We start from the raw sequence: 26,624 nt of genomic DNA, 5'->3' as shown, positions 1-26,624 counted from the left end.
CCGTCAGTGCATGCGCGCGGCCAGGGCGGCCGCGATCTCGTCGAACGACGGCCGTGCATCGACGTCCTCGTTCACGCACGCCGCCGCAAGCGCATCGAGCGCGCCGGCACGCGGTTCGCATCGCTCGAGCAATTCGCCGAGCAGATAGCCGAACGCGCGCACTTCGAGCCGCTCGAACCGGGCGCCGCGTGTGCGATCGTTCACGTCGTACGGCGACGCCGCCCCGAAATCCCCGAGCAACGCGCCGCCTGCGCCGTCGTGCAGGATGTTGTGCGCGTACAGATCGCCGTGCATGATGCCGCGCGCGTGCAGATGGCCGGCCGCCGATGCGATGCCGTGCGCGATCCGCAGCGCCTGCGCCGGATCGAATCTCGCATCGGCGGCATAGACGTCGCGCGTGCAGGACGCGAAGCTCGGCGGCCCGGCGAGATTCGTCAGCGCGGGATCGACCAGCTCCATCACGAGGCCGTGCGTGCCGTCCGGATGCCCGCGCACCTTGCCGATCACCGGGATCAGATGCGGATGGCGGCCGGCATGCAGGCACGCGGCCATTTCGCAATCGGGCAGGCCGTCGCTCGTGACCGCGCCCTTGAACAGCTTGACCGCGACCGTGCGCGGCGGATGGCCGTTCGCCCGCCATTGCGCGCGATAAATGACACCCGACGCGCCCTCGCCCAGTTTCCGCTCACATGAAAGCGCCGCCCAGTCGATCTCCGCGACGTCCGGCCCGGCAGACGCCGCGGCCTCCGGCGCCGCGCCGAACGGGTTGCCGGCCACGGCGAGCCATGCGAGACGCGGCAGGTGCAGCAACCAGTCGGGCAACGCATCCAGCCGGTTCGCCGACAGGCGCACCAGCTCCAGCGCGCGGCAGCCGGCCATTTCGGCGGGTAGCGTCCGTAACTGGTTGCCGGCAAGCATGAGCTTTTGCAACCGCGCACAGTCGCCGATGTCGGGCGGCAGTTCGTCGATGGCGTTGTCGGTCAGGATCAGCCAGCGCAGCGCACGCGGCAGCGCGCCGCGCGCCACGGTGCGGATCCGGTTCGCCTTGAAGCCGATCATGTCGAGCCGATCGCACGCGCCGAGCACGTCGGGGAACGCGGTGAAGCGGTTGCCCGACGCGAACAGGATGCGCAGACGATGCAGCCGCGGCAGATCGTGCGGCAGCGCCGACAACGCATTGCCGGTCAGGTCGAGCACTTCGAGCGTGTCGGCCAGATCGAAAATCTCGCGCGGAAATTCGGTCAGTCCGCACGCGAGCTTGAGTTGCCGCGCGCCCGACAGTTGGCCGGCCTGCAGCTGTTCGAGGGTGTGTATCACGGGGAGAAAACGGGTGGCGGTTGCGGTGATCGTCGGGTCGATCGGACGAATTCTACCGGGATCGATCGCGTGCACGCACACGACCTCGTCACACCCCCTTCACAAACGCGCGATGTGACGTTAGAATTGCGCCCCTTGCAGTGCCGACGTGGTGAAATTGGTAGACACGCTATCTTGAGGGGGTAGTGGCGAAAGCTGTGCGAGTTCGAGTCTCGCCGTCGGCACCAGATGCGCTTTCAGCGCATTCCGAGCATGATCCGAAACCCGCGACAGCACATGGCTTCGCGGGTTTTTTGTTGCCGGCTACGCGAGCAACAGAAAATTGCGCACCACCGCCGACGGCTCGTCGCAGCGCGACGCAATGGCGAGCCTGGCGCGAAACCGGTTACCGGCGAACGGCCGGTACACGACCCCGGGCACCTGCACCTGCGTAATCGCTTTCGGCACGACCGACACGCCGAGCCCGGCCGCCACCAGCGTCACCGCGGACGCCATCTGCGGCGCCGGTTGCGCCATGCGCGGCTCGAACCCGGCGGCCCGGCACGCGACGACGATGTCGTCGAACAGCGTGCCGCCGGCCGCGCGCGGCACCTGCACGAACGACTCGTCGGCCAGCTCGGTCAGATCGATGCGCCGACGCTGCGCCAGCCGATGCGCGACGGGCAGCGCGACGAACATCGGCTCCTCGTCCCAGTCGGCTACCCGCAGCGTCGCGGCGACGCGGCGCTCGGGCCGCACGATCGCGACGTCGAGACGCCCGGCCTCCAGCGCCTCCAGTAGCACGCCCGACGTCGCTTCCTGCAACGTCAGCTCCGCATCCGGATACGCCTCGCGAAAACGGCGAATCAGATCCGACACTTTCGGATTGAACGCGGCCGTGCCGGTGAAGCCCACCCGCAAATGACCGGTTTCCCCGCGTGCGGCGCGCCTCGCCGCCCGCGCCGCGCGCTCGGCATCGTCCAGCACGCGGCGCGCCTCTTCCGCGAAGACCTCGCCCGCCAGCGTCAGCTCGGCGCCGCGCGCGGTGCGTTTGAACAGCTCCACGCCGAGTTCGCTCTCGAGCGCCTTGATCTGCTGGCTCAACGGCGGCTGGCCGATGCCGAGCGTTTCGGCGGCCTTCGTGAAATTCGACGCGGCCGCGACGGCCAGAAAGTAGCGCAGATGCCGGAGTTCCATGCGTGACGTGACCTCGCGGTGAGTCGGGCTGGCCTGTCAGCCAGTGTTAAAACATATTGCTGCGGTTCATTTCATATATTGGACATATACATGACCGTGCGCAAGAATTCGTGTATTCCGTCGCACATCGAGTGCCCCCATGTCCTCCGCTTCGATTTCCCGATCCATGCCCGGCACGCAACCATCCGCGCCCGATGCGCTGCCGGCCGGCGTGTCCCCGCGCTCGGCCGCGTACAAGCGCATCGCGTTCGCGCTTTTCCTCGCCGGCTTTGCCACTTTCTCGCTGCTGTACTGCGTGCAGCCGCTGCTTCCCGCGTTCGCACGCGAGTTCGACGTCGGCGCGGCGTCGAGTTCGCTGTCGCTGTCGCTGTCGACCGGGATGCTCGCGGTGTCGATCCTGTGTGCCGGCGCGCTGTCCGAACGGGTCGGGCGGCGCGGGCTGATGTTCGCGTCGATGACGCTGGCCGCGGTGTTCAACCTGCTCGCCGCGCTGTCGCCGAACTGGCACCTGCTGCTGGTCTGTCGTGCGCTCGAAGGCTTCGCGCTGGGCGGCGTGCCGGCGGTGGCGATGGCCTATCTCGCGGAAGAAATCGCCGCCGACGGGCTCGGCTTCTCGATGGGGCTCTATGTCGGCGGGACCGCGTTCGGCGGCATGATCGGACGGATCGGGATGAGCGCGCTCGAGGAGCACTTCTCGTGGCGCACGGCGATGCTGTCGATCGGCGTCGTCGACCTGCTCGCGGCGCTCGCGTTCGTGATGCTGCTGCCGGCCTCGCGACGCTTCGTGAAGCGCACCGACCTGACGCTGCGTCACCACCTGCGGCTGTGGCACGCGCAACTGCGTCATGCACGCCTGCCGTTCGTGTTCGCGATCGGCTTCCTGATGATGGGCGCGTTCGTGACGATCTACAACTACGCCGGGTTCCGGCTCATGGCGGCGCCGTTCAACCTGAGCCCGACCGCATGCGGGCTGATCTTCGGTGCGTACCTGTTCGGGATGGTGTCGTCATCGAGCGCCGGCGCGCTCGCCGATCGTCTCGGGCGGGGGCCGGTTCTGGTCAGCGGCATCGTCGTCTTCGCGGTGGGTCTCGCTCTGACGCTGTCGCACTCGCTCGCCGCGATCGTCGTCGGCATCGTGCTCGTGACGATCGGCTTCTTCGTCGCCCATTCGGTCGCGAGCGGCTGGGTCGGCGCGCTCGCGGGCGCCGCGAAAGGGCACGCGGCCTCGCTGTATCTGCTCGCCTACTATGTCGGGTCGAGCGTGCTCGGCTCGGTCGGTGGCGCGTTCTGGCAACGCGGCGCGTGGACGAGCGTCGCCGCTTATGTCGCGGTGCTGCTCGTCATCGCAGTGCTGGCGGCGCGGCGCTTGAGCCGCGCGTGATGCGACGCCCGACGACAATCGCGGCATCGTCGCCGATTCCGAACCGGCCGGTGAATATCAGGAAACCGAACTGAAGCTGTCGGGCATGCAGGCGGCGATCCGCGTGCGCGATGCGACGGCGAAGATGCCCGGCTCCAGGCAGGTGTCGGGCCTCGTCGATGGTCGACTGATCCGCGCCGCCCGTCACAGCAACGGCAGCGTTTGCCGGATATGGTCGGCGAATGCCGCCGTCAGGTGCGACGGCCGCTTCCGGTCGAACCTCAACGTGATGCCGACGGCCGGCAACGGCGGCAAATGCGGATCGCCGTTGACGATCGCGAGGTCGGCCGGCACCGCCGTCTGCGTCATCACCGCGAACGCCTGGCCCGAGCGCACCAGCGCGATCAGCCCGGCGAGGCTGCTGCTCGCATACGCGACGCGATAGTCGCGGCCGGCGCGGTCCAGCGCGTCGCGAGCCGCGAGATGATCGAGCGTGTCGCGGTCGGACAGCGCGAGCGGCAGCGGATCGAAATGCGCGGGTTCGAGCCCCGGATAGCCGATCCAGACCAGCTGCTCGCGGCGAACGATGTCGTCGGTCGCGCCGTCGTCCGGCACGGAAATCATCGCCAGATCGACCGCACGCTTCTCCAGGTGTTCGACGAGCCGCGGCGTGGGCGCGCAGACGACTTCGACGATCGCCTGCGGATGCTGGCTCGAGAACTGCCGCAGCAGCGACGGCAGCCACACCTCGGCGTAATCGTCCGGGCAACCGAACCGGATGGTCCCCGACAACCCCGTGCCGCACAGGTCGGCCATCGCCTCGTCGTGCAGCCGCAGGATGCGCTGCGCGTACACGAGCAGCCGCTCGCCCGGATGCGTGAGCACCACGCCACGGCCGGTGCGCTGGAACAGCGGCTGATCGACGGCCGCTTCGAGCCGCTTCATCTGCTGGCTGAGCGCGGATTGCGTGCGGCCCACGCGCGCGGCCGCGCGGCTCAACGCGCGCACCTCGGCGATCGCGACGAACGAGCGCAGCAGGTCGATTTCGAGCGAAAGCGCCAAGGTATTAGCTCCTTTTCTAGCTTGCATTAGCACTATTCGTTTCCATCAAACCAGACGCGCGCCTAGACTGCAAGCGATCCCCGCCCTTTTGCCCGGAGCCGCCCGATGTCCCTGAACGACGACGCAACCTTCTGGCGCAACGCCAGGCAGCACCTGGTCCGCTACGGCGGCACCTTCGAGCCGATGATCGTCGAGCGCGCGAAAGGCAGCTTCGTCTACGACGCCGACGGCCGCGCGATCCTCGATTTCACGTCGGGCCAGATGAGCGCGGTGCTCGGCCACAGCCATCCGGAGATCGTGTCCGTGATCGGCGAATACGCGGGCAAGCTCGACCACCTGTTCAGCGGCATGCTGTCGCGGCCGGTCGTCGATCTCGCGACGCGCCTGGCCGACATCACGCCCGCTGGGCTCGACCGCGCGCTGCTGCTCAGCACCGGCGCGGAATCGAACGAGGCGGCGATCCGGATGGCGAAGCTCGTCACCGGCAAGTACGAGATCGTCGGGTTCGCGCAGTCGTGGCACGGGATGACGGGCGCCGCCGCGTCGGCCACGTACAGCGCCGGCCGCAAGGGCGTCGGCCCGGCGTCGGTCGGCTCGTTCGCGATTCCCGCGCCGTTCGCGTACCGGCCCCGCTTCGAACGCAACGGCGCCTACGACCCGCTCGCCGAACTCAACTACGCGTTCGACCTGATCGATCGCCAGTCGAGCGGCAACCTCGCCGCGTTCATCGCGGAGCCGATCCTCAGTTCGGGCGGGATCATCGAATTGCCGGAAGGCTATATGGCCGCGCTCAAGCGCAAGTGCGAGGAACGCGGCATGCTGCTGATCCTCGACGAAGCGCAAACGGGCGTCGGTCGCACCGGCACGATGTTCGCGTGCCAGCGCGACGGCGTGACGCCCGACATCCTGACGCTGTCGAAGACGCTCGGCGCGGGGCTGCCGCTCGCGGCCCTCGTGACGTCCGCGGCCATCGAGGAACGCGCGCACGAACTCGGCTATCTGTTCTATACGACGCACGTGTCCGACCCGCTGCCGGCGGCCGTCGGCCTGCGCGTGCTCGACGTCGTGCAGCGCGACGGCCTCGTCGCGCGCGCGAACACGATGGGCGAGCGGCTGCGGGGCGGCCTGCTCGACCTGATGGAACGCTTCGACTGCATCGGCGACGTGCGTGGGCGCGGGCTGCTGCTCGGCGTCGAAATCGTCAAGGATCGCCGCACCAAGGAGCCGGCGGACGGGCTCGGCGCGAAGATCACGCGCGAGTGCATGAACCTCGGGCTCAGCATGAACATCGTGCAGTTGCCCGGCATGGGCGGCGTGTTCCGGATCGCGCCGCCGCTGACCGTCAGCGACGACGAGATCGATCTCGGCCTGTCGTTGCTGGAGCAGGCGATCGCGCGCGCGCTGTAACGGCACGCGACAGCGCCGTTCTTTGCAGGGCGATCCGCCGCGCCGGCTCGACCGACCGGCGCAACGGGTTCATGTTTCGCATTCCAGATCGATCAGCGGGCTTCGGCGGCCCAAGCTTCGGCATCGGCGCCGGCAGGGATACGCATCGGGCTCGACGGATCGGTCGCCGCGCGCCACACGGCTTCGGCGACGTCCTGCGCATGGGTGATCGGCGCAGACGCATCGAGCATCCGCGCCACGGCCTTGCCCGCGAAGTCCCCATACGCTTCGTGCTCGAAGCCGTGCATGTTGGCCCGTGCGTTGTCGGCGAACCGCGTGTCGGGCGCGCGGCCCGGCAGCACGAGATGCGCGCGCACGCCGAACGGCGCGAGTTCGAGCGCCATCGATTCGGTGAATGCATTCACCGCCGCCTTGCTTGCGCGATACGCGCTGACCAGCGGCAATACCTTCAGCGTGACGCTCGACGTGACGTTCACGATCACGCCGGCGCCCCGCGCGCGAAATTGCGGCAGCACGGCCTGCGTCACCGCGATCGTGCCGATCGTGTTGGTGTCGAACAGCGCGCGCACCGTGTCGAGCGGCGTGAGTTCGGCCGGTGCGGCCGCGCCGAAGCCCGCGTTGTTGACGAGCACGTCGATCGGGCCGGCGGCATCGATCGCGGCGCGAATGCTGTCCGCGTTCGTCACGTCGAGCGGCAGCACGCGCAAGCGCTCCGACGGCGGCAGCACGTCGCCGTCGGGCTTACGCATCGTCGCGACGACCTGCCAGTCGCGCGCCAGAAAATGGCGGGCGATTTCGAGGCCGAAGCCGGAAGAACAGCCGGTAATCAATACGGTCTTCATACGAACTCCTGGGATGTGTTGAGCACCTGTCCGTACGATAGATGGCCGCCGCCGTATTCGCTACAATCGACAATCCGCTTTTCTTTTGCGAGAGTCCGGCGATGATCGACCCGCTGACCGAAGTCGTGACGCTGCTGCAACCCGGCGCGCGGCATTCGAAGTACGTGCGCGGCGCGAGCCCGTGGGCGATCAATCGCACGGTCGCCGGCGAGCCGTTCTATTGCGCGATCCTCGACGGCGGGTGCCGGATCGCGATCGACGGGCACGCACCGATCGAACTGCTGCCCGGCGATTTCATGCTGATTCCGGCGGCCTACGGCGTCGCGATGTCGAGCCTCGAACCGCCGCCGCCGGGCGTCGACACCGCGCCGCCGGTCATGCTCGATCACGGCGAATACCGGATCGGCGATCGCGCGAACCCGGTCGACATGCGAATGATGGCCGGCAACTGCAGCTTCGGTTCGCCCGATGCGTCGCTGCTGGTGTCGCTGCTGCCCCGCTTCGTGCACGTACGCGGCGAGCCGCGGCTGACCACGCTCGTGCAACTGGTGCGCGACGAATCGCGCGCGCAGCGGCCCGCCCGCGAGATCGTGCTGGCGCGCCTGCTGGAAGTACTGCTGATCGAGGCGATGCGGTTCACGAGCGGCACGCACGCGTCGCCCGGGCTCGTGCGCGGGCTCGCCGACAGCCGCCTCGCGGCCGCGCTGCGCCGGATGCACGAACGCCCCGCGCATCCGTGGACGATCGTCGAACTCGCGAAGGAAGCCGCGCTGTCGCGCTCGACGTTCTTCGAGCGCTTCAGCCGCGCGGTCGGCGTCGCGCCGATGGAATACCTGCTCACATGGCGCATGGCGCTCGCGAAGGATCTGCTCCGCCGCAACGAAGGCCGCATCGCGGAGATCGCGGCGCGCGTCGGCTACAGTTCCGCGAGCACCTTCAGCGTCGCGTTCGCGCGGCACGTCGGTCGGCCGCCCGCGCAATATGCACGCGACGAACAGGCGGCGACGAACGAACCATGAACCGCATCCGCCTTCCCTGTTCCGCCGCCTGCCACTGCGCTCCATCGCGCCACGACGACGTGCGAGGCGCGCGATGACGACCGACGCAAAGACCGTCGACACGGCCGACCACTGGCTCGTCGCGCGCCGCGATGCGGAAACCGGCATCGAAAGCCTGCACGCCCATTTCAACGGCCACGCGTACGATGCGCACGATCACGACGACATGCTGGTCGGCTTCACCGAACAGGGCGTGCAACGCTTCCAGTGTCACCGCTCGCTGCATACCAGCGTGCCGGGCCGCGCGATCCTGATCGAGCCGGGTGCGATGCACGACGGCCACGCGCCCGAAGCCGGCGGGTTCACGTACGGGATGCTGTACCTGCCGCAGGTGTGGGTCGAGCGCGCCGCGCGCCGGCTGGACCTGCCGGGCCTCGGCAGCGTCGAAGCCACGTTCGGCCATACGCTCGTCGACGATCGCGGCCTCGTCGACGCGATCCGGAACGCCTTCTTCGCGATCCACGACAACGAAGGCCGGCTCGCGCGCGACCAGACGCTCGACCGCCTGCTGATGCGCCTCGGCAGCCAGCTGGGCAGCCCGCTCGCGCTGGAGAGCAGCGCCGTGCCGCCCGCGATCGCGCGCGTGCGCGACCTGCTGCACGCACACATGGACGGCAACATCGGCCTCGACGAACTCGCGAGCGTCGCCGGCATCGACCGGTTCCGGCTCACGCGGATGTTCCAGCGCGCGTTCGGCACGTCGCCGCACGCGTACCTCGTGCGCTTGCGGCTGCGTGCCGCGCGCAAGCTGCTGGCCGCCGGCCGTACGCCCGCGCAGGCGGCCGCCGACGTCGGCTTCGCCGACCAGAGCCACCTCGGCCGCTGGTTCCGCCGCGCATACCGGATCACGCCGGCCGCGTACCGGCAACTCTGCACAAACGTTCCAGACTGATCGCGCACGCCGTCCGATCATGGACGCTCCAACCGGGAGCAAGCATGTTCGATACCAAAGTAGCGCTGATCGTGCGCGACGATCTCGCCGCGTGGCAGAAACTCAACGTGGTCGCGTTTCTCGCGACGGGCGTCGCGGCCGGCGCGCCGGACGCACTGGGCGAGCCTTACGAGGATGCGGCCGGGCGCCGCTACGGCCGGATGCTCGGCCAGCCGATGCTGGTGTTCGCCGCCGATCTGAACGGATTGCAGGCAGCGCACCGTCAGGCGCTGTCGCGCGAGTTGACGATCGTGCCGTACGTGCGGGCGATGTTTTCGACCGGGCACGATGCGGCCAACCGCGCGGCGTTTCGCGCCGAGGATGCGGAGCATCCCGATCTGGTCGGCCTGGCGTTGCACGGGCCGAGGAAGGCCGTCGACAAGGCGGTGAAGGGGCTGGCGTTGCATGCGTGAACGCCGGCGTGCCCCGCCCGCCGCCTGCCGGCCGCCGTCGCCGCTCAGCGATGCGCGAGCACGTTGACGAGTTTGCCGAACGGATCGCGCACGTAAAACCGCCGCACGCCCCACGGCTCGTCGGCCGGGCCGTATTCGACGGGCACGCCGGCCACACGAACGCGCGCGAGCGCTTCATCGACATCGTCGACCTCGATCGACAGATCGGGCGTCGGCGTGCCCGACCCGCCCTGCGACGCGAAGCTGATCTGCACGTCCATCCGCTCGGCATTGCCGTAGGTCGCGATCCAGCCGTGGTCCATCAGCAGGTCGAGGCCGAAGATGTGCTGATAGAAGCGCTTGGCGTCGTCGACGGATCGCGTGTCGACGTTGGCGACGATTCGTTTGACTTTCATCGGATTCCTTCACGATTCGGGCAGTCTCGCGAAGCTACACCGGAATCATTCGCGCGACCAGCGCGTCGGCGGCCGGCCGTCTTCATGTCCGCGCAGCGCGGCCGCGCGGCCCGCGCGCCGTGCTTGCCGGCCAGCCAGACGCCGATCGCGACGACGACGATGCCGACGTAGGTCGTCGCGTCGATCCGGTCGCCGAACATCCACGCGGCCCACACCAGCGTTACCGGCGGTTCGAGATAGACGAGCGTCGCCACGCGCGTCGCCGGCATCCGCCCGAGCAGCGCCCACAACGACAGATAAGCGATGAAAGTCGAGAACACAGTGAGCCACACGACCGACACCCACACGTTCGGCTGCGTCGGCACGTGCAGGTCGCCCGTGGCGATCCCGCACGCCGCGAACAGCACGAGGCTCACGCAGCCCTGCACGAACAACGACAGGACCAGCCCGTCCTCGTTACTGCGCACGTCGGTCAACGCGCGGCGGCGCTGATAGATCGTCGCGATCGACAGCCCGAACGCGGACACCAGCGGCAGCAGGTACATCACGATCCCGACCGACCCGGCCGGCAGCGCGTATTGCCCGCCGATCACGATGCCCACGCCGACGAACCCGACGACGAGCCCGGCCCACTGGCGCGCTCCGCTGCGCTCGCTGCCGCCGAACGACGCCATCGCCGCCGTGATGAGCGGCTGCAGCGCCGCGACGATCGCCGCGATGCCCGGCGGCAGCCCATGCTGGATCGCGGTGTACACGCAGGCCAGATAAAGAAACTGCGACAGGAAGCCGATCACCGCGTGATAGCGGATTTTTTCGAGCGTCAGGCGCCCGATCCGTCGATTGACGACGATCGCGACGCACAGCGTGACGAGCAGGAACCGCCAGAACAGCAGGTTGAACGCGCCGGCCGTCTCCGCGCCGAGCTTGGCGCCGATGAACCCGGAACTCCACGACAGGACGAAAACGAGTTGAAGCAGGAATAGCTGCATGGAGCGACGATTCTCGGAAAGTGGCCGGGGCAAGCGCGGGCCGCGCAACTGCGCCGGACGAATCGGTTCGAGCCGTTGACCCGAGAATATGGGTTGCTCGATAATTCCGTCAATCGACATTACCTGAATCATCGATTCGGAAAAACCAAATCATGCCGCGCACCCTGGACGTCGACCTGCTGCGTACCTTCCACGCCGTCGCGAAGCTCGGCCGCTTCAAGGATGCGGCCGTTCATGTGAACCGCAGCCCGTCGTCCGTCACCGCACAGATTCAGAAGCTGGAGGAGATGGTCGCGCAGCGGCTATTCACGCGGAACAACCAGGCGGTCGAACTTACGCAGTTCGGCCACAAGCTGCTGAGCGACACCACCGAGTTTCTGCTGAGCCACGACCGGCTCGTCGAGTCGCTGTCGCCGCAGATATTGACCGGCAAGCTGCGGCTCGGCATCCCCGATTCCTACGCGGCGCACTTCATGGCGGAATTCCTGCCGCGCTTCGCCGCCGACCGGCCACTGCTCGAACTGACGGTCGAAGCGCGCTCCAGCGAAGAGTTGCAGCTACTGTTCTCGCGCGGCCAGCTCGACATCACGATCGCCGTGGTACCGAAAGCGCCGCCGCACGCCGAGCTGCTCGGCAAGACCCATCCGGTGTGGGTCGCCGCGCGCACGTTCAAGTTCGATCCCGACGCGCCGCTGCCGATCGCGGTGCAACTACAGGGCTGCCCGTACCGCGACGCCGCATTGCGTGCGCTGAAGAAGGCGAAGATCGCACACCGGATGCTGCTCGAAAGCGCCAGTTCGCCGGCGGTCGAAGCGTGCATCGCGAACGGCCTCGCGGTCGGCCTGATCGAGCATGAGCGCGTGTCGGGCAACCTGACGAGCCGCGTCGCCGGAATCGTGCTGCCCGATCTCCCGCCGCACCTGGTCACGGTGCTGACCGACGACAGCAATCGTGCCGCGCGGCATCTGCGCGACGTGCTGAAAAGCACGTTCAGGATCGGATAGGGAAGACGAGGCCGGGAACCGGCCTCGCCAGCGGACGCGAACAGCCAGGCAAAACTGCCGCCAGCCCGTTGCAGGCCGGCGGCTTTCTCTCGTCAACCGCCGAGATACGCCTGCTTGATCCGGTCGTTCGCGAGCAGGTTCGCGCCCGTGTCGGCCAGCACCACGCGCCCCGTTTCGAGCACGTAGCCGCGATCGGCCACGCCGAGCGCCTTGTTCGCGTTCTGCTCGACCAGGAACACCGTGACGCCTTCGTCGCGGATCGTCCGGATGATGTCGAAGATCTGCGCGATCACGAGCGGCGCGAGGCCGAGCGTCGGCTCGTCGAGCAGCAGCAAACGCGGCTTGCTCATCAGCGCGCGGCCGATCGCCAGCATCTGCTGCTCGCCGCCCGACATCGTGCCGGCCCGCTGCGCCGCGCGTTCCTTCAGGCGCGGAAACAGCTTGAACACGTGCTCGATGCCGTCGTCGATCTCGTGACGGCTCGCGAAGAAGCCGCCCATCTTCAGGTTCTCGAGCACCGTCAGGCTCGGGAACACGCGCCGCCCTTCGGGCGAGATCGCCATCCCCTGCCGCATGATCTGGTGCGTCGACATCGCGGTGATGTCGTTGCCTTCGAACAGCACGCGGCCCGACGATGCGCGCGGCGTGCCGCACACCGTCATCATCAGCGTCGTCTTGCCGGCGCCGTTGCTGCCGATCAGCGTGACGATCTCGCCCTTGTTCACCTCGATCGACACGCCCGCGAGCGCCTCGACCGCGCCGTAGTGCGTATGGACCTGTTCCAGCTTCAGCATCACTCTTCCCCCAGATACGCCTTGATCACGCGCGGGTCGTTGCGGACCGCTTCCGGCGTGCCGATCACGATCGGCCGGCCGTGCTCCATCACGAGGATGCGGTCGGACACGCCCATCACGAGGCTCATGTCGTGTTCGATCAGCAGCACCGATACGCCGAACTCGCGGCGCAGCTTGTCGATCAGATGCTGCAGCTCGATCTTTTCCTGCGGGTTGAGGCCGGCCGCCGGCTCGTCCAGCATCAGCAGGCGCGGCTCGGTGATCATGCAGCGGGCGATCTCCAGACGCCGCTGGTGCCCGTACGACAGCGTGCCCGCCGGCCGGTTGGCGACCGACGTCAGCCCCATCCGGTCGAGCCACACGGCCGCGCGTTCGAGCGCTTCCTTCTCGGCGTGACGATACGCGGGCGTCGCGAACAGGCCGTGCAGCAGCCCCGACTTCACCTTGCGATGCTGCGCGACGAGCAGGTTCTCGACCACCGTCAGCGACTTGAACAGGCGGATGTTCTGGAATGTCCGCACGAGGCCCTTCAGCGCGATCTTGTGGCTCGGCAGCCCCGCGATCGCGTGGCCGTCGAGCACGACGTCGCCGCCGGTCGGCTTGTAGAAGCCGCCGACGCAGTTGAACACCGTGGTCTTGCCCGCGCCGTTCGGCCCGATGATCGCGAACACCTCGTCGCGGCGCACGTCGAAATCGATGCCGTCCACCGCGAGCAACCCACCGAAGCGCATCTGCAGCCCGGCGACCTTCAACAGTTCTGCATTCGCGCTCATTGCGGGAGCTCCACGTGGGGGCGGCTCGCAGGCAGCAGGCCCTGCGGACGCCACATCATCATCAACACCATCACCAGACCGAAGATCAGCATCCGGTACTCGGCGAAGCCGCGCGCGACTTCCGGCAGCACGGTCAGCAGGATCGCCGCGAGAATCACGCCGAGTTGCGAACCCATCCCGCCGAGCACGACGATCGCGAGGATCAGCGCCGATTCGATGAAGGTGAACGATTCGGGATTCACGAGGCCCTGACGCGCCGCGAAGAACGCGCCGCCGATGCCCGCGAACGCCGCGCCGAGCGTGAACGCCGACAGCTTGATGCGCGTCGGGTTCAGGCCCAGCGAACGGCATGCGATCTCGTCGTCGCGCAGCGCTTCCCACGCGCGGCCCATCGGCATGCGGATCAGGCGGCTCGTCACGAACAGCGTGAAGCCGACCAGCAGCAGCGCGATCAGGTACAGGAAGATCACCATGTGCTCGCCGCTGTATTCCAGCCCGATCAGTTCATGGAAGGTCTTCGCCCCTTCGACGCTCGCCGAGCGCGCCATCTCGAAGCCGAACACCGTCGGCTTCGGAATGCTCGAGATGCCGTCCGGGCCGCCGGTGAGGCTCGTCAGGTTGTTCGCGAGCAGGCGAATGATTTCGCCGAAGCCGAGCGTGACGATCGCGAGATAGTCGCCGCGCAGGCGCAGCACCGGGAAACCGAGCAGGAAACCGAACGTCGCCGCGGCGATCGCCGCGATCGGCAGACACTCCCAGAACGACAGCCCGAAATACTGGTTCAGCATCGCGTACGTATAGCCGCCGACCGCATAGAACCCGACATAGCCGAGATCGAGCAGCCCCGCGAAACCGACCACGATGTTCAGCCCGAGGCCGAGGATCACGTAGATCAGCGCGAGCGTCGCGACGTCCACCGCACCGCGCGAGCCGAAGAACGGCCACACGAGCCCCACCGCGAGCAGCACCCAGATGATCGCACGCTGCTGCCGCGCGCCCATCGCAGGCGCCGCCGGCAGCTTCACGGCCGCTTTCGCGCGCATCAGCCACGGCTTGAACAACTGGAACAGGAATACCGCCGCCACGGCGATCCACACCGGGCGCCAGTGCGGCGTCAGCACGACCTGGTAGCCGTCGAGCTTCAGTTGCAGCCCGAGCACCGGAATCGTGAGGATCGCCGTCAGGATCGCGGCGGCCACCGCATTCTTCAACGCCTGGCCGATCGAAGCATCGGCGGCCGGGCGGCGAACGGAAATGACTTGACTCATCTGCGTCTCCCTCAAACCTTTTCGATGTCCGACTTGCCGAGCAGGCCGGTCGGGCGGAAGAGCAGGATCAGCACGAGCAGGCCGAACGCGACGACGTCCTTGTACTCGGCCGGCATGTAGCCCGCGGCAAAGGTTTCGGCCAGGCCCAGCAGCACGCCGCCGAGCATCGCGCCCGGGATGCTGCCGATCCCGCCGAGCACCGCGGCGGTGAACGCCTTGATGCCCGCGACGAAGCCGATATACGGATTCAGCTTGCCGATCGTCAGCCCGATCAGCACGCCGCCGACGGCCGCCAGCATCGCGCCGAGCACGAACGTGAACGAGATCACGCGGTTCGTGTCGATGCCGAGCAGGTTCGCCATCTTCATGTCTTCGGCGCACGCGCGGCACGCACGGCCCATCCGCGAATGCGAGATGAACAGCGTGAGCGCGATCATCAGCACGAGCGTCACGCAGACGATCAACAGGCGAGCATACGGAATCGTCACGTCGTAGTCGCCGCCGAGATGGATGTCGAACGCGCCGGAGATCAGCACCGGCACGGACACGTCGCGCGCGCCCTGGCCGATCTGCACGTAGTTCTGCAGAAAGATCGACATGCCGATCGCCGAGATCAGCGGCACGAGCCGCGGGCCGCCGCGCAGCGGCCGATACGCGACGCGCTCGACCGCGAAACCGTACAGGCCGGTGACGATCACCGACACGATCAGCGCGGCGCCGAGCACGAGCGGCAGCGGATAGCCGGCGGAGATGCCGATTGCGGTCAGGGTCACGAGGCCCACATAGGCGCCGATCATGTAGATCTCGCCATGAGCGAAGTTGATCATGCCGATGATGCCGTAGACCATCGAGTAGCCGATGGCGATCAACGCATAGATCGCACCCAGCGTCAGGCCGTTGACCAGTTGCTGGGCGAATTGAGGAAAGAAGTCAGTCATGTGCGGGAAGCTCCCGTTGGCGCTGCGTCGCAAGCCGTCGCCGGATCACGGCGGTCGGCCGCGCGCAACGCACGGTGTCGTCTCGGGCCGCCCGTTGGCCGCGGAACGGCCAAATGCGCACGCGCTCCGCCCGGGTGACGGGCAGAGCGCGTGCGCGGGGCGGGTACTCCGTATTACTTGGCGGCGGTCTTCGTCGCGTCCTTGTGCCACGTGTAGACAACGAACTTGAACGCCTTCAGGTCGCCCTGGGCGTCATACGCGACCTTGCCGATCGGCGTGTCGAACGTCGTCTTGTGCATGTACGCGGCGACCTTCGTCGGGTCGGTCGTCTTCGCGCCCGCGATCGCGTCGGCGATGATCTTCACCGCGGCGTACGACGGCATCTGGAACGGGCCGTTCGGATCGCGCTTCTTGTCCGCGAACGCCTTCACGAGCGCCGCGTTGACCGGATCGGCCGAGAAGTCGGCCGGCAGCGTGACCAGCATGCCTTCCGAAGCCGGGCCGGCGATCGCCGTCACGTCCTTGTTGCCAACGCCTTCCGGCCCCATGAACGTCGCCTTCACGCCCTGCTCGCGCGCCTGGCGCATCAGCAGGCCCATTTCCGGGTGGTAGCCGCCGAAGTAGACGAAATCGACGCCTTGCGACTTCAGCTTCGTGATGATCGCCGAGTAGTCCGAATCGCCGGCGTTGATGCCTTCGAACAGCACGACCGGGATCTTCGCGGCTTCGAGGTCCTTCTTCACCGACGACGCGATGCCCTGGCCGTACGACTGCTTGTCGTGCAGGACCGCGACCTTCTTCGGCTTCACGTTGTTGATGATGTAGTGCGCGGCGGCCGGGCCTTGCTGGTCGTCGCGGCCGATCGTGCGGAAGATGAAGTGACGCTTCTTGCCTTCGGTCAGCTGCGGCGCGGTGGCCGACGGCGTGACCATCACGATGCCTTCGTTCTCGTAGATATCCGACGCGGGAATCGTCGAACCCGAGCACACGTGGCCGATCACGTACTTGATCTTCTGGCTGACGATCTTGTTGGCGACGGCGACGGCCTGCTTCGGTTCGCACGCGTCGTCCATCAGCACGACTTCGAACTTGTTGCCGCCCGCGCCGCCTGCCGCGTTGATCTGTTCGATCGCGGTCAGCGCGCCGGCCTTCACCATGTCGCCGTATTGGGCGACCGAGCCGCTCATCGGACCAGCGATGGCGATCTTCACGGTTTCCGCTTGCGCGGCGGCGGCGCCCGCGGCGAACAGCACGGCGGCGACGGAAATGGACGTAAGACGGGACAGCGTCATCTGGGAGCTCCTCGATGTTGTTTAGTCATACGGGCAAAGGCGGCATGACTTGCGCAATCGAACAGCACCCGGGGCGAGGACATGGGACACGCCCGAGACACATAGAAGACGGAACTCCGGCGGAATGTTGCGTAGCGGGGCCCGGCTCTTGCAGTCCCCGAAGGGGACGTCTGGTTCGGAAAGACATCGTGATGCGTCTTGCATTGCGCAAGCGTTTCGCCTGCCCCGCTTGCCAAATCGCTGGTTCGGAGGGATGGTCCGACAGCTGTTGGCAAGGCAGCCGAAATTATATGGGCGTTTTTCAATCGTCTGTCAAAAATGCCTGTCGATTGAGGGAAAACACGTACGTTTTCGAGATGAGTGGGTGGCGACTGCGGCGCAACCTCGGCGGGGCGAGAACGTTTGCTTCGAGTGCAATCGGGTTGCTATTCGGCACGGGAATCGGGGCGGATTCCTTGTTGGGCGGGGTTTTCGGCGATGAGGAATTCGCGCCGGCGCATTTTTCGAGCTGCCGGCGGCCCGGGCGCTGGAAATCAATCGACTGATGATTGTGGGCGTGCGCACCAGGACGGGGCGCTGCGCGAGGCGGGAAAAATTTCCGTTTAGCGGGAAAACTAAACAAACTGAAAGCTTTTTGATATATCCGTGAAATAATGCGAACTCGTTTCCGCAATCCAGCCAGCCTTCGTGCAAGTCACGCCCGCCGCGCCTCGCAATCGCCTCAGGGCCGCGCCGACACCCGCTCGTCGCCCAGCAGCCAGCCAGTGATCTGCCGTTTTGTTCAATGCACATCACCTGCTTCGGATCGCCCATGAATTGCCCCGTCCGCCTGTATTCCGCCGCCGCGATCGCGTGCGCGCTCTCTGTTTCGACTGTCCATGCTTCGGGATGCGATGCGCTGACCGATCGATCGGCCGGTGCCAATGTATTTCGATCGGAGCGGCGTGCTGCTGCTCGGGAGGATGGGCACGCGGCGCGAACGAGCCGCCGACGGGTGCAGTTCGCCGCGCCTGCCGAACGGAGCCCGTTCGATACGCCGGATACGCGGCCGTTGCGGGCGACAAGCGATGCGCTCGTGGCATCGCCGCCTTCTTTTAAACACGAACCCGATTTTGTCTCGGCTCCGAACCGTATCGCGCTCGGCGCGGGCGGGAGCGATAGTTTGGGTCGCGTAGTGCCCGCGTATGAGCAGCGCGAGCAGAACTGGAACGAATACCTGCGCGCGAACGGCTCTCGGTCAGTTGGAAGTGGAGGTGCGTATGCGCCCCAGCGGCCGTACGATGCGCCGCGCGGTCCGCACGGCGCGCCGAATCCGTTCGATCCGTCGGTGCCGCAACCGGAGACGCGGACGTTCTACGACAACGGATCGGGGACGAAATGCACGGCTACCGGCGGTGCGGGGACGTCACGGTCGTCTTGCGATATTGCTTGGTGATGCGGGGTTTAGGGTGGCTGGAGTTACGGCTGCTCTACCCTGTCCGGCGCGCTGCGCGATGTCGCGCAGCGCGGCCGCATCTCGCGGCGTTGCGCTTACAGCTGCGTGATGATCAGCCTGCCTGGCTCAATATCGATCCCCGCCTTGCGGCCCGGAACAAAACACGCATCGTTGATCAGCCACATTCCACCAATCTTCATGTACGGATAAAACGTCTCCGGCCTCGGATCCATGGTCTTCGGGGTACCCCACATCTCCTGGATCGTGACGAAACGTTCCGTCTTCGGTGGTCGTGCTTTATGATTCGGCTTAGCCATGGGCAACTCCTTGAAAGTTGGCTGTGGTTAGCGGGTCGTGAGTGTTGGTAGCACTTGCGGCCCGCGCTCGTTTACCGCGGCGGTTTTATGGTTCGGATTCCTCCTTTGTTCGTGGATCAATGGGAGCGGCGCTTCGATAGAGGATCAGCACGTGTGGCACTTCCGTTCGCGCGCGCTGCAGGCAACACGATCATCATCAGCTGGACATTACACATTAAACCATTGTTTGCGCGTATTTAAGCGCACGTTGGCCATTGGGCATAGGTACGCGGCTTGGTCAGTTTTCTGGTTATTGCGCGTGTTGACACTAATCGCGAGCATGTCGACGCCTGTGCCATCTATTCGGAACACGATTGAGCCGAGCGTGACGATTTGAAACAGTTCTACGAGTTCGGACTCGACGATGTGTGCCGGGCTCGATACTTGTGTAGCCATTGCAAGGTCTTTTGAGTGCGCGCTTGTGAATTCCACTTGTGCTCAGCGTGGGCCTATCCGTCACCCTCATTCGGCAGGGAAGCCCCCTTTTTTATAGCCGCTCCACAAGACCTTAACTGGCCAACCATCCGGTTTCCCGGCCAACATGCTCTTTGCGATCAGTTCGACGTCGTCTGAAACTCTTCCCGCGATGTCAGAATTTCCCGAGGCTCGAAACGAGAGCTTGAATGCCTTCTCTCTAATTAAATTCAAGAATTTCTTGTCGTCGGCCACGAGGTCGAATCCATTGACCTCGTTAAACGCCTGCATCCAGAGATCATCGAATGATGCGGCGTTCCTTTTGTCAAGTAGCTCATCGAAATCCAGGGCAGTAAAAAAATCGAAAAATCCCGGCTTGGATATCTCCGAATCGATGCTATTCAAAATCTCATTTGGCATTCCATAATCCCTATTCTTGTGTCGGTGGCACTACAGCGGCGCTACCGTCAGTATAGATTCTCCGCACCCTCCGGACGGAGGACAACTGCCATTGAGCTTCCAGATCCGCCGACCATACGCGTCGAACTCGAAGCGACGGGGTCTACGGCACTAAACCGCGTCATGCCAGCATTGCCGCACACGGCGTGGCCCCTTCGATCCCACCGCGCGACGGTGTCGCTCGTTGCTCCCTGAATACGCCGGGTATGATGTGGCAGAACGATACGGCCGATGCGGACCGTCCGAGACGGCGATCACAGTGGAAGAAAGGTCACGGCCACCATCGGCGCTCGCTCGTGGAAAACGCGATGTATCGCCTGAAGACGCTCACCGGTACGGCTATGGGCACGGCGAACAGAATCACAAGCGACCGAGGTCGCTATCCGCATGGGCGTATTCCAACATGGGGCGTATCCTTGAGTTCGTAAGCCCTGTGTACTTCGATCTCCTCGTTTTGAACTACACCACCAAGCCTACGTCAGAAAATCAAACGTCCCGACGAAGCGCACGCGGGAGGCAGGACGGACGCATTCTGCGTTCTCGTACTGGAAGTTATAAAGTAGGATCAGACCATTATCGTCCGCACTGCGCATAGCTTCGAGCTGAAGAATCAGCACGTCGGCAAAACTATCGATCCAAGAAAATCCCACAAGATTCTCTCGGAGGCTTAGATTCGGTTGCAGCATGTCCGCCTCGCGAAAGCCATCGTCAAACCAATCAATTCCAGTATCGTCTCGAAACCAATTGGAAGAGTCCCCGTTCTCGTCGTAGGCGTTCTCGATGTAGTCCGCAAGATCATCCTGGTCAGTGAACTTCCCGACCCAGACTGATACTTTGTTAGCCCCTTCCATTCTTCCTTACTCCGTCGTCCTCCGAAGACCCGCGGGCAGATCGTCGACGCCATTAGTGAGCCGATAATTTCCCCAGTTCTGCCAACGCCGTAAGTACGTTGCATAGTCCATGGATGAATCGACAATATTCGATTTCCGCAGATATCTTCTGCTGTGAGCCCCGAACGCTTAAAGGTAAGGGTGCGACATACCGGCAACCACTCTTGCTGTTCGACCGTCTTCTCGATCGGGCAGTCACATGCGCCGTACCGATAGCACGCATGGCCGATCCGTTCCGGCAGGCCGCCTCGGTGATAATGTAAGCATCCACGGGATACTTGATGCCCGTGCGCGACAATGTTCCTTGTTGCGTCGTAACGAAAGTGCTCGGCCGGCTGTAGCGGACTTTCGGCCGAAACGATCCGGCGCGCACATCGCGCCGATACGTAAGCGTGTCAGCGTCGCTATCGACCCGCTCCAGTTGTCCGGCGGCGTTGTAGTGATACACCTGATATCTCCATTTGCCGACTTGAACAGTTGATCAACATCCGCTTTGGCCATTACAAATGATGTGCCGTCGCATTGACCCATACCATATTTTCGAAATTTCCGACAAATGCTCGCTGCGCTGGTCACCCACTAGACGTTGCACGCTACCGTCGTTTCGACCTTTCTGAAAAAATCACGCATAAGCATCACCATAATCCTTACCTTTCCAAAAGATATCCACACCAGAACTTTTATATAGCTCATCAAGCAATTCAGAAAAGCTTAACGCTATTATCGGACAACTCCCAACTACGCCATGAATTTCGAAATTGCTATCGTAGCACCTCCCCCCCCTTTCCTTTGATGTATCGATAGATATGTAGTCGCCATTATCCGTTTTACATATCGCATACCATGAAAAAGAAATGTCATCCTCACAAGGGTCGCCCACAATGATCATATTAGTTTGCAACACTTCGCCAGCCGACAATATTTTGAACGATACATTTTCTTTTCCGGATCTAAACAAAATTACGCCACCGCAAAGATCGTAGAATTCCACCATATCATTCGGATATGCCATGTCAGCATGCGGTAGCGGCGGCAGCTTCCCGCTCACCGGCAACACCTGACATCTACCATCGGATCTTATAATCTCCACAATCTCTTTAATCGACCTCATATCCGCCCCTAGAATTTCACTGGATCAAACTCACCTGTGTATAAATACTGATTCAATGCCCTATAGTAGGCATCCCTACTCGCCTGTGGAACCTTTGCTGCATCAAACATTTTCTCGGATAGCGCCTGCATTTCTCGATTACTCACGGTCTCCCAATCAACTTTTCCGCCAACTGGGCGCCCCGTTTTTATAGTTAGCCAATCTCGGTAAGCAGCCTTTGTCGCAGCATGCGATTCAACGGACAAAGCAATTGTTGGTGAATTAGTCGGATATTTCCCACCATAATCCGGAACATTCTTGGCCATCCATACATCAAGTACTCCGTGGTGGTTTTCTAAAGGTGAATTGCTCGGTCGATATGGAACAACGTCATACTCTTTAACGTCCTCGCAACCGCTCAATCCCAGGGGGTCAACCCACGCATCTGGCGCGTGCACATAGCCCTGTGTTCTAAACCCACCTTCAAGGCCAATCGGATCGAAACTAAGATACTGCCCTGTATCTGGATCGTAGTATCGATTCAGGTTGTAGCACAGTCCCGTCTCCTCGTCGTCCCATTGACCGGGAAAACGCAACGTCGTGTCGATTGAAATTGCTGCGCCCTGTGCGTCATTCGCTGCTCGTCTGGCCGGAAACAGTTTCCCCCACAGCGAATACGCCCCCTTCCAAACAGGCGTGCCATGTTCGTCGAACACCGCCTTTGGCAAACCGACCTGGTCTGTCAGAATCGGATAGATGCCGCTGTCGGTCTCCTGCGCAAGCGGCGAGAAACTGCTTGGCTCAATATGCCATGTCACGACTTGGCCCGTCGTACCGTCTCGCTGCTCGATCCAGCGCTCGGCAAGCGTCGGACCGTCCCACAGGAACTTCACGGTTTCGCGGCCGCCGAGTTGCCGCTTCTCGACTCGGCGGTTGAAAGCATCGTAGCGGTACAGCCACACGCCACGCTCGGGCGTCGCAACCTTCACGAGCCGATTGAGCCCATCCCACGTGTATTGCCACGTCTTTGGCCGGAACCCGGGCTGTTCGACCGTCTTCTCGATCGTGCGGCCACGTGCGTCGTACCGATAGCGTGCGTAGCCGACCCGTTCCGGCAGACCTCCGCGCCCGTAGTGGTGAGCATCTACGGGCGCCTGGCGCCCGTGCGCGGCAATGTTCATTGCCGCGTCGTAGCGGAAGTGCTCAGTCGGCTGCAGCAGACTTTCTGCGGTGACGATCTGACCACGTGCATCGCGCCGATACGTAAGCGTATCTATGTCGGTGTCGACTCGCTCGAGTTGGCCGGCTGCGTCATAGTGATAGACCTGCCGCGTCAATTGCGCGAGCGCACGGGCCGGATCGGCTTGCAAGGCATCGAAGGCTACGGCAGGCCCCGCAATCTGCCGGCGTATACGGCCGAGCGCATCGTACTGTTGCTGCGCGACAAAATCCCCTGCCTCTCGAGCGATCTCGCGCCCCAAACCATCACGCCGGATCGTCAGTTCCCCAACTTGCGTCAAAGCCCCCGATGCATCGTATGCATAGGCTGTCTCGCGCCTAGGTGTCATCCGCAGGCGGCGTTGTCCATCGGCGTCGTAGACGTGCCGCAACAGCTCGCCGTGCTGATCTTCCCCGATCAAGCGGCCGTTCCTGTCGTATGCAAAGCGCGTCACATGCGAGTGCTCACCCTGGACCTCCGCCGATGCCAATCGTCCGCTCGCATCGTAGCGGTAGGCAAGCTTCACGTCACCGGCATCGATCTCGATGAGCCGGTCGGATGCATCGTATGTATAGCGCCACTGGCCACCGTCGGGCAGTGTCTTCGTCAGCAGGCGACCAACGGCATCGCGCTCGTATTCGGTCGCGCGGCCTCCCCAATCAATTTCGGCCGCGAGACGCCCGGCCGCGTCGTAGCGGTACGTGTAAGTCTCTCCCAGCGCATTAATAACCTTCGTCAGCCGGGTCGCATGGTCGTACTCAAAACGCGTTGCATGTCCCGCCGCGTCGATCGACGCCGTCAGCAGATCGAATGGACCGTAGGTTCGCTGGATCGTACGTCCTAGCGGATCGATCCACTCGACGGGCAGGCTCTCGCTGTTATAGCGTGCCCTCGATACCGAGCCATCAGGGCGCGTAACCGCACTCAGCAGACCGCGTGGATTTGCCGGGCCGTCAGCATAGTCGTAACGCGTCACATGCCCGTCGGGCGACGTTTCCTCCAACAGCCGGCCCAGCACGTCTATCTTGCGCCTAAAGCGCGCGCCCGTCGGCAATTCGATGTCGGTCAGCCGCAGCCGGTCATCGTAGTCCAGGCGCGTCTCGCGATCACCTTGAACCACTCGCAGCAGTTCGCCACGAGGCCCATAGCGATAGGTCGTTTTGTTGCCGTCCGGCTCGGTCCGTGCAATCAACCGATACAGATGGTCGTACTCGAGCTTGATCGTGCCGCCGTTCGGCAAGCGCGCCGCGGTTAGGCGCTGCTCATCGTCATAATCGAAATCAACCGTCCTCCCCGAGCTTTCGACGACCGAAGTCAGTTGGCCTCGCTCGTCGTATCGATAGTCCGTCCGTCGACCAAGCGGATCGATCCGAGCCATCAAACGACCAAGTTCCCATTCGGAGCAAGTGCAATGGCCGAGCGGATCAGTTTCGGCCGTTACAAGACCTTCGTCGTTATAGGCGTAGGTCCATTCGCCGTCGACGTCAATCACGCGTGTGCAGCCGGCTTCGTAGATGAATCGGCCCGTGTGATAGCCCTGCCGTGTACCTGTCTCGACTACACGACCAGCGGTGTCGTACCGATATCGAACATCGGTCTGATCTGTATCCCGCCATTGGGTCATCCAGCCGTGTTCGTCGTACGCGTAATAGAACTGCCCAAACTGGAAGCTCGCCACATGGGTAAGCATGCCGTTCTGGTAGTCGTAGCCCACAAGCGTTCTGGAACCACCGTCCGCATCATGGAGAACGATCCGTTGCAGCTGACGGTCGCGGCCAGGATAGGCAATCTCGAGCCGATAGCCATCGCTATGGACCATGCCGCTCAAACGGCCAGCAGTATCGTAGGAAAGAACGATCGCGTTGCCGTCGAGGTCCTCGATCCGTTCGAGGCGAGACGAGCGCCCGTCGACGAGCGGCGCGAAAATACGCAGTTGCCGAGTGTCACGATCGAAGATGCGCGGTTCGAGTCGACTTCCAACCAGCCGATAACGCGGCTCACGCAGGTTAATGCCGTTGAGCGCCATATCCGGCGCGTCAAAGCCGATCACCAGACCTGCGCCATCGTGGAATCGCACGAAGCGGCCACCATCGAACGCCAATCGCTGCGACCAGTTGTCCGACCAGCGGTGACCGAGCAATCCATGATCGTCCGATCGAGTCCGATAGCGTCGTTTGAACTCAAGAGGCAGGATTCCAGGAATGGCCAGATCCGTGCGGATCTCCAGCATTTCTCCGGATACCGGATCAACCGGGTCCTTGCACTTTGGTCGATTCTCGTCCTTGGTACCCCTCTGCTCTGCCGATCGGGTGGGCTCGGGCCGGAATTTTTCGCGCACCGCCCGCAGCCCCTTGCCGCCAACTTTTCCAACTCCGCCGCCTACAATCCCGCCGATCAAACCCGCCAGGAATTCCTGCGTCGCGGACAGCTCCGGGTTCTTCGGGCCATAATTTCCGGTCGTCTTGTCGATCCAGATACTGTTGCGCCCCGAATTGACTTTGCCGCTGCAGTGGGTCTCGTGACCGATCCGCACCAGCGGCAGCCCGTTGACGAACACGGTTTTGCTGCCGTCGACGAGCGCCTGCGGTGCGCTCGAATGGTGATCACACTTCACCAGATCCGTGACACGCGCGACCTTTTTTCCCTCGAAGTACACATTGTCCGATCCAGTCTTGATCTCCCCACAGTTGCTGCCCATGCTCTGACTGGCCGACGCAAGCGCACCACCAAGCGTCAGGCCGCCCGCCAGGCACGCCCCGACGATCAACCCGCCGATGAGCCCGCCAGTCGCCACGGTAGCCGCCACCGCAACACCGATCGCCACCCCGACGGCAATGCCGGTGAGGATTCCCATAAACCCCGACGAATGCGCGATGCGATCGCCTACGCAGGCAGGATGCGGATCGCCGTGGCCGATCGTCAGGCCCAGTGCATCGCCGACCCGCGTGAATTGCCCGGAGAGCCATCCAGTGAAACCAACCTTGTCGAGTGCCCAGGCGCCACCGACTGCAATCGCGAGCGGAAGCATGACAGTGCCCGCCGCAACCGCGCCCGCACCCAGTGCCGCCCCGCCGGTCGCGCCACCAGCCAGCGCTGTACCGGCCGCACTCAGCCCGGCGGCCGTCCCCTCAACGGCGGTCAGGCCCGCATCGGCGCCAAGCATCCCGTAGTTGAGGTGCTCGTAAAACGGCTGCTCGGCCGCTTTCGCGGCTTCACCGTCCTCCAGCCTGGCGATCTGATCGAGACGTTCCTGTGCGCTGCCGCTCGGCTCGTCGTAATTCGGCGTGTCCGACATTGCAGCCTCAGATCGGATCGCGCAACTGAAGGCTCTGAATCACCGCCCGGATTTGTTCGCGCTGTGTGTCACTCAGCGTACCGGGCGCAGTAAAGGTGAGCATCAGGACAACCTGCCCGTATTCCACCATCGTCAGCCGCTGGTGAATGGGCGCCTGGTTGTTCGTCCAAGTAAACTCGTGCACATGCGCGGCGCGCCCGGATACGGTGGCGTCTTCATTTGCCACCTCGGCATAGTCTGGAACCTGCTTCGCCACCTTCCGGATTTCGCTTGACACATATTCGGCGAACTTCATGCCCCACGGCAGTCGCTCGCGCGTAATCACGAAACTCACGCCTTCCGTGCCAGTCGCTGCCGACACAAAGACGTTCATCGTTTTGTCCTGCCACTCCACGGGCAGCGCCAACGTGCCTTCCTGAATCTGGTACATGCTTTGTTATCCTTATT

At 64.1% G+C, this 26,624-nt stretch carries 23 protein-coding genes, 1 tRNA gene and 2 pseudogenes; 9 read left to right on the top strand and 17 right to left on the bottom strand.

Annotated elements, in window-relative coordinates; genetic code table 11:
- Positions 1 to 3: 3 nt before the first annotated feature.
- Positions 4 to 1,317, bottom strand: a complete 1,314-nt coding sequence (locus tag WS96_RS08240; RefSeq protein WP_059832123.1) for a leucine-rich repeat-containing protein kinase family protein — start codon at positions 1,315 to 1,317, stop codon at positions 4 to 6.
- A 142-nt stretch (positions 1,318 to 1,459) separates the two neighbouring features.
- Here WS96_RS08240 and WS96_RS08235 point away from each other — a divergent pair.
- Positions 1,460 to 1,544: transfer RNA gene (locus WS96_RS08235), tRNA-Leu, on the top strand.
- Positions 1,545 to 1,620: 76 nt separating this feature from the next.
- Here the strand turns inward: WS96_RS08235 and WS96_RS08230 are convergent.
- On the bottom strand, positions 1,621 to 2,493 hold the full coding sequence (locus tag WS96_RS08230; RefSeq protein WP_059831769.1) for a LysR family transcriptional regulator: 873 nt from the start codon (positions 2,491 to 2,493) through the stop codon (positions 1,621 to 1,623).
- A gap of 139 nt (positions 2,494 to 2,632) precedes the next feature.
- On the opposite strand from WS96_RS08230, the gene WS96_RS08225 reads away from it, so the two are divergent.
- Positions 2,633 to 3,874 carry an MFS transporter gene (locus tag WS96_RS08225; RefSeq protein WP_059831768.1) on the top strand — a complete coding sequence of 414 codons (1,242 nt, stop codon included), beginning with the start codon at positions 2,633 to 2,635 and terminating at the stop codon, positions 3,872 to 3,874.
- A 183-nt stretch (positions 3,875 to 4,057) separates the two neighbouring features.
- Here the strand turns inward: WS96_RS08225 and WS96_RS08220 are convergent, their stop codons facing one another.
- A complete protein-coding gene (locus WS96_RS08220; protein ID WP_059831766.1) occupies positions 4,058 to 4,942 on the bottom strand; it encodes a LysR family transcriptional regulator in 885 nt (294 codons plus the stop codon).
- A 78-nt stretch (positions 4,943 to 5,020) separates the two neighbouring features.
- On the opposite strand from WS96_RS08220, the gene WS96_RS08215 reads away from it, so the two are divergent.
- Entirely contained in the window at positions 5,021 to 6,322 is a 1,302-nt protein-coding gene (locus WS96_RS08215) for an aspartate aminotransferase family protein (protein ID WP_059831764.1), read from the top strand.
- A gap of 92 nt (positions 6,323 to 6,414) precedes the next feature.
- Here the strand turns inward: WS96_RS08215 and WS96_RS08210 are convergent, their stop codons facing one another.
- Positions 6,415 to 7,164, bottom strand: a complete 750-nt coding sequence (locus WS96_RS08210) for an SDR family oxidoreductase (protein WP_059831763.1) — start codon at positions 7,162 to 7,164, stop codon at positions 6,415 to 6,417.
- Between the two features lie 41 nt (positions 7,165 to 7,205).
- Here WS96_RS08210 and WS96_RS08205 point away from each other — a divergent pair, with 41 nt between their 5' ends.
- The 3 genes from WS96_RS08205 (at position 7,206) to WS96_RS08195 (ending at position 9,566) form a co-directional block, all read left to right on the top strand.
- Complete coding sequence (locus WS96_RS08205) at positions 7,206 to 8,183, top strand: AraC family transcriptional regulator (RefSeq protein WP_059831761.1); 978 nt, start codon at positions 7,206 to 7,208, stop codon at positions 8,181 to 8,183.
- A gap of 73 nt (positions 8,184 to 8,256) precedes the next feature.
- Positions 8,257 to 9,114 carry an AraC family transcriptional regulator gene (locus WS96_RS08200; RefSeq protein WP_059831760.1) on the top strand — a complete coding sequence of 286 codons (858 nt, stop codon included), beginning with the start codon at positions 8,257 to 8,259 and terminating at the stop codon, positions 9,112 to 9,114.
- Positions 9,115 to 9,158: 44 nt separating this feature from the next.
- On the top strand, positions 9,159 to 9,566 hold the full coding sequence (locus tag WS96_RS08195) for a DUF2000 domain-containing protein (protein WP_059831758.1): 408 nt from the start codon (positions 9,159 to 9,161) through the stop codon (positions 9,564 to 9,566).
- A 44-nt stretch (positions 9,567 to 9,610) separates the two neighbouring features.
- Here the strand turns inward: WS96_RS08195 and WS96_RS08190 are convergent, their stop codons facing one another.
- Both WS96_RS08190 and WS96_RS08185 read right to left on the bottom strand, forming a co-directional pair.
- Complete coding sequence (locus WS96_RS08190; protein ID WP_059831756.1) at positions 9,611 to 9,961, bottom strand: VOC family protein; 351 nt, start codon at positions 9,959 to 9,961, stop codon at positions 9,611 to 9,613.
- 68 nt (positions 9,962 to 10,029) lie between these two features.
- Positions 10,030 to 10,950 (bottom strand): annotated as a pseudogene (locus WS96_RS08185) (DMT family transporter); the annotation flags it as partial.
- A 152-nt stretch (positions 10,951 to 11,102) separates the two neighbouring features.
- On the opposite strand from WS96_RS08185, the gene WS96_RS08180 reads away from it, so the two are divergent.
- Positions 11,103 to 11,954 carry a LysR family transcriptional regulator gene (locus tag WS96_RS08180; protein WP_059831755.1) on the top strand — a complete coding sequence of 284 codons (852 nt, stop codon included), beginning with the start codon at positions 11,103 to 11,105 and terminating at the stop codon, positions 11,952 to 11,954.
- Positions 11,955 to 12,046: 92 nt separating this feature from the next.
- On the opposite strand, the gene WS96_RS08175 is transcribed toward WS96_RS08180, so the two are convergent.
- From WS96_RS08175 to WS96_RS08155, 5 genes are all read right to left on the bottom strand, one after another.
- Complete coding sequence (locus WS96_RS08175; protein WP_006484776.1) at positions 12,047 to 12,748, bottom strand: ABC transporter ATP-binding protein; 702 nt, start codon at positions 12,746 to 12,748, stop codon at positions 12,047 to 12,049.
- Entirely contained in the window at positions 12,748 to 13,521 is a 774-nt protein-coding gene (gene livG / locus WS96_RS08170) for a high-affinity branched-chain amino acid ABC transporter ATP-binding protein LivG (RefSeq protein ID WP_059831753.1), read from the bottom strand. Before livG ends, WS96_RS08175 begins: the two co-directional genes overlap by 1 nt.
- The gene (locus WS96_RS08165; protein ID WP_034204314.1) at positions 13,518 to 14,789 is read right to left on the bottom strand and encodes a high-affinity branched-chain amino acid ABC transporter permease LivM; all 1,272 of its coding nucleotides are present in this window, start codon (positions 14,787 to 14,789) and stop codon (positions 13,518 to 13,520) included. Before WS96_RS08165 ends, livG begins: the two co-directional genes overlap by 4 nt.
- Positions 14,790 to 14,800: 11 nt before the next feature.
- Positions 14,801 to 15,727 carry a high-affinity branched-chain amino acid ABC transporter permease LivH gene (gene livH / locus WS96_RS08160; RefSeq protein ID WP_034204313.1) on the bottom strand — a complete coding sequence of 309 codons (927 nt, stop codon included), beginning with the start codon at positions 15,725 to 15,727 and terminating at the stop codon, positions 14,801 to 14,803.
- Between the two features lie 173 nt (positions 15,728 to 15,900).
- Positions 15,901 to 17,019 (bottom strand): branched-chain amino acid ABC transporter substrate-binding protein, encoded by a 1,119-nt coding sequence (locus tag WS96_RS08155; RefSeq protein WP_059831752.1) that lies wholly within the window; start codon positions 17,017 to 17,019, stop codon positions 15,901 to 15,903.
- 784 nt (positions 17,020 to 17,803) lie between these two features.
- On the opposite strand from WS96_RS08155, the gene WS96_RS32025 reads away from it, so the two are divergent.
- The gene (locus WS96_RS32025; protein ID WP_082720217.1) at positions 17,804 to 18,454 is read left to right on the top strand and encodes a hypothetical protein; all 651 of its coding nucleotides are present in this window, start codon (positions 17,804 to 17,806) and stop codon (positions 18,452 to 18,454) included.
- 95 nt (positions 18,455 to 18,549) lie between these two features.
- On the opposite strand, the gene WS96_RS08150 is transcribed toward WS96_RS32025, so the two are convergent.
- Both WS96_RS08150 and WS96_RS08140 read right to left on the bottom strand, forming a co-directional pair.
- Positions 18,550 to 18,771: a hypothetical protein gene (locus WS96_RS08150; RefSeq protein WP_059831750.1), complete on the bottom strand. Its 222-nt coding sequence runs from the start codon at positions 18,769 to 18,771 to the stop codon at positions 18,550 to 18,552.
- 501 nt (positions 18,772 to 19,272) lie between these two features.
- Positions 19,273 to 19,644 (bottom strand): hypothetical protein, encoded by a 372-nt coding sequence (locus tag WS96_RS08140; protein ID WP_059831746.1) that lies wholly within the window; start codon positions 19,642 to 19,644, stop codon positions 19,273 to 19,275.
- A gap of 134 nt (positions 19,645 to 19,778) precedes the next feature.
- Here WS96_RS08140 and WS96_RS34440 point away from each other — a divergent pair.
- Positions 19,779 to 20,103: pseudogene (locus WS96_RS34440) on the top strand (IS5/IS1182 family transposase); the annotation flags it as partial.
- A 53-nt stretch (positions 20,104 to 20,156) separates the two neighbouring features.
- On the opposite strand, the gene WS96_RS08135 reads toward WS96_RS34440, so the two are convergent.
- The 4 genes from WS96_RS08135 to WS96_RS08125 all read right to left on the bottom strand — a co-directional run bounded on the left by WS96_RS08135 (position 20,157) and on the right by WS96_RS08125 (position 26,607).
- Positions 20,157 to 20,534 (bottom strand): immunity 22 family protein, encoded by a 378-nt coding sequence (locus WS96_RS08135; protein ID WP_059831744.1) that lies wholly within the window; start codon positions 20,532 to 20,534, stop codon positions 20,157 to 20,159.
- Between the two features lie 661 nt (positions 20,535 to 21,195).
- Positions 21,196 to 21,621 (bottom strand): SMI1/KNR4 family protein, encoded by a 426-nt coding sequence (locus tag WS96_RS32020; protein WP_257127964.1) that lies wholly within the window; start codon positions 21,619 to 21,621, stop codon positions 21,196 to 21,198.
- A 71-nt stretch (positions 21,622 to 21,692) separates the two neighbouring features.
- On the bottom strand, positions 21,693 to 26,177 hold the full coding sequence (locus tag WS96_RS08130; RefSeq protein WP_059831743.1) for a DUF6531 domain-containing protein: 4,485 nt from the start codon (positions 26,175 to 26,177) through the stop codon (positions 21,693 to 21,695).
- 7 nt (positions 26,178 to 26,184) lie between these two features.
- Entirely contained in the window at positions 26,185 to 26,607 is a 423-nt protein-coding gene (locus tag WS96_RS08125; RefSeq protein ID WP_059831741.1) for a DcrB-related protein, read from the bottom strand.
- Positions 26,608 to 26,624: the final 17 nt, after the last annotated feature.

It is taken from the genome of Burkholderia sp. MSMB1835 (assembly GCF_001526365.1).
Lineage (GTDB): Bacteria > Pseudomonadota > Gammaproteobacteria > Burkholderiales > Burkholderiaceae > Burkholderia.
The sequence above is the reverse complement of the archived record's forward strand: the minus strand, read 5'-3'. Positions and strand labels throughout refer to the sequence as shown.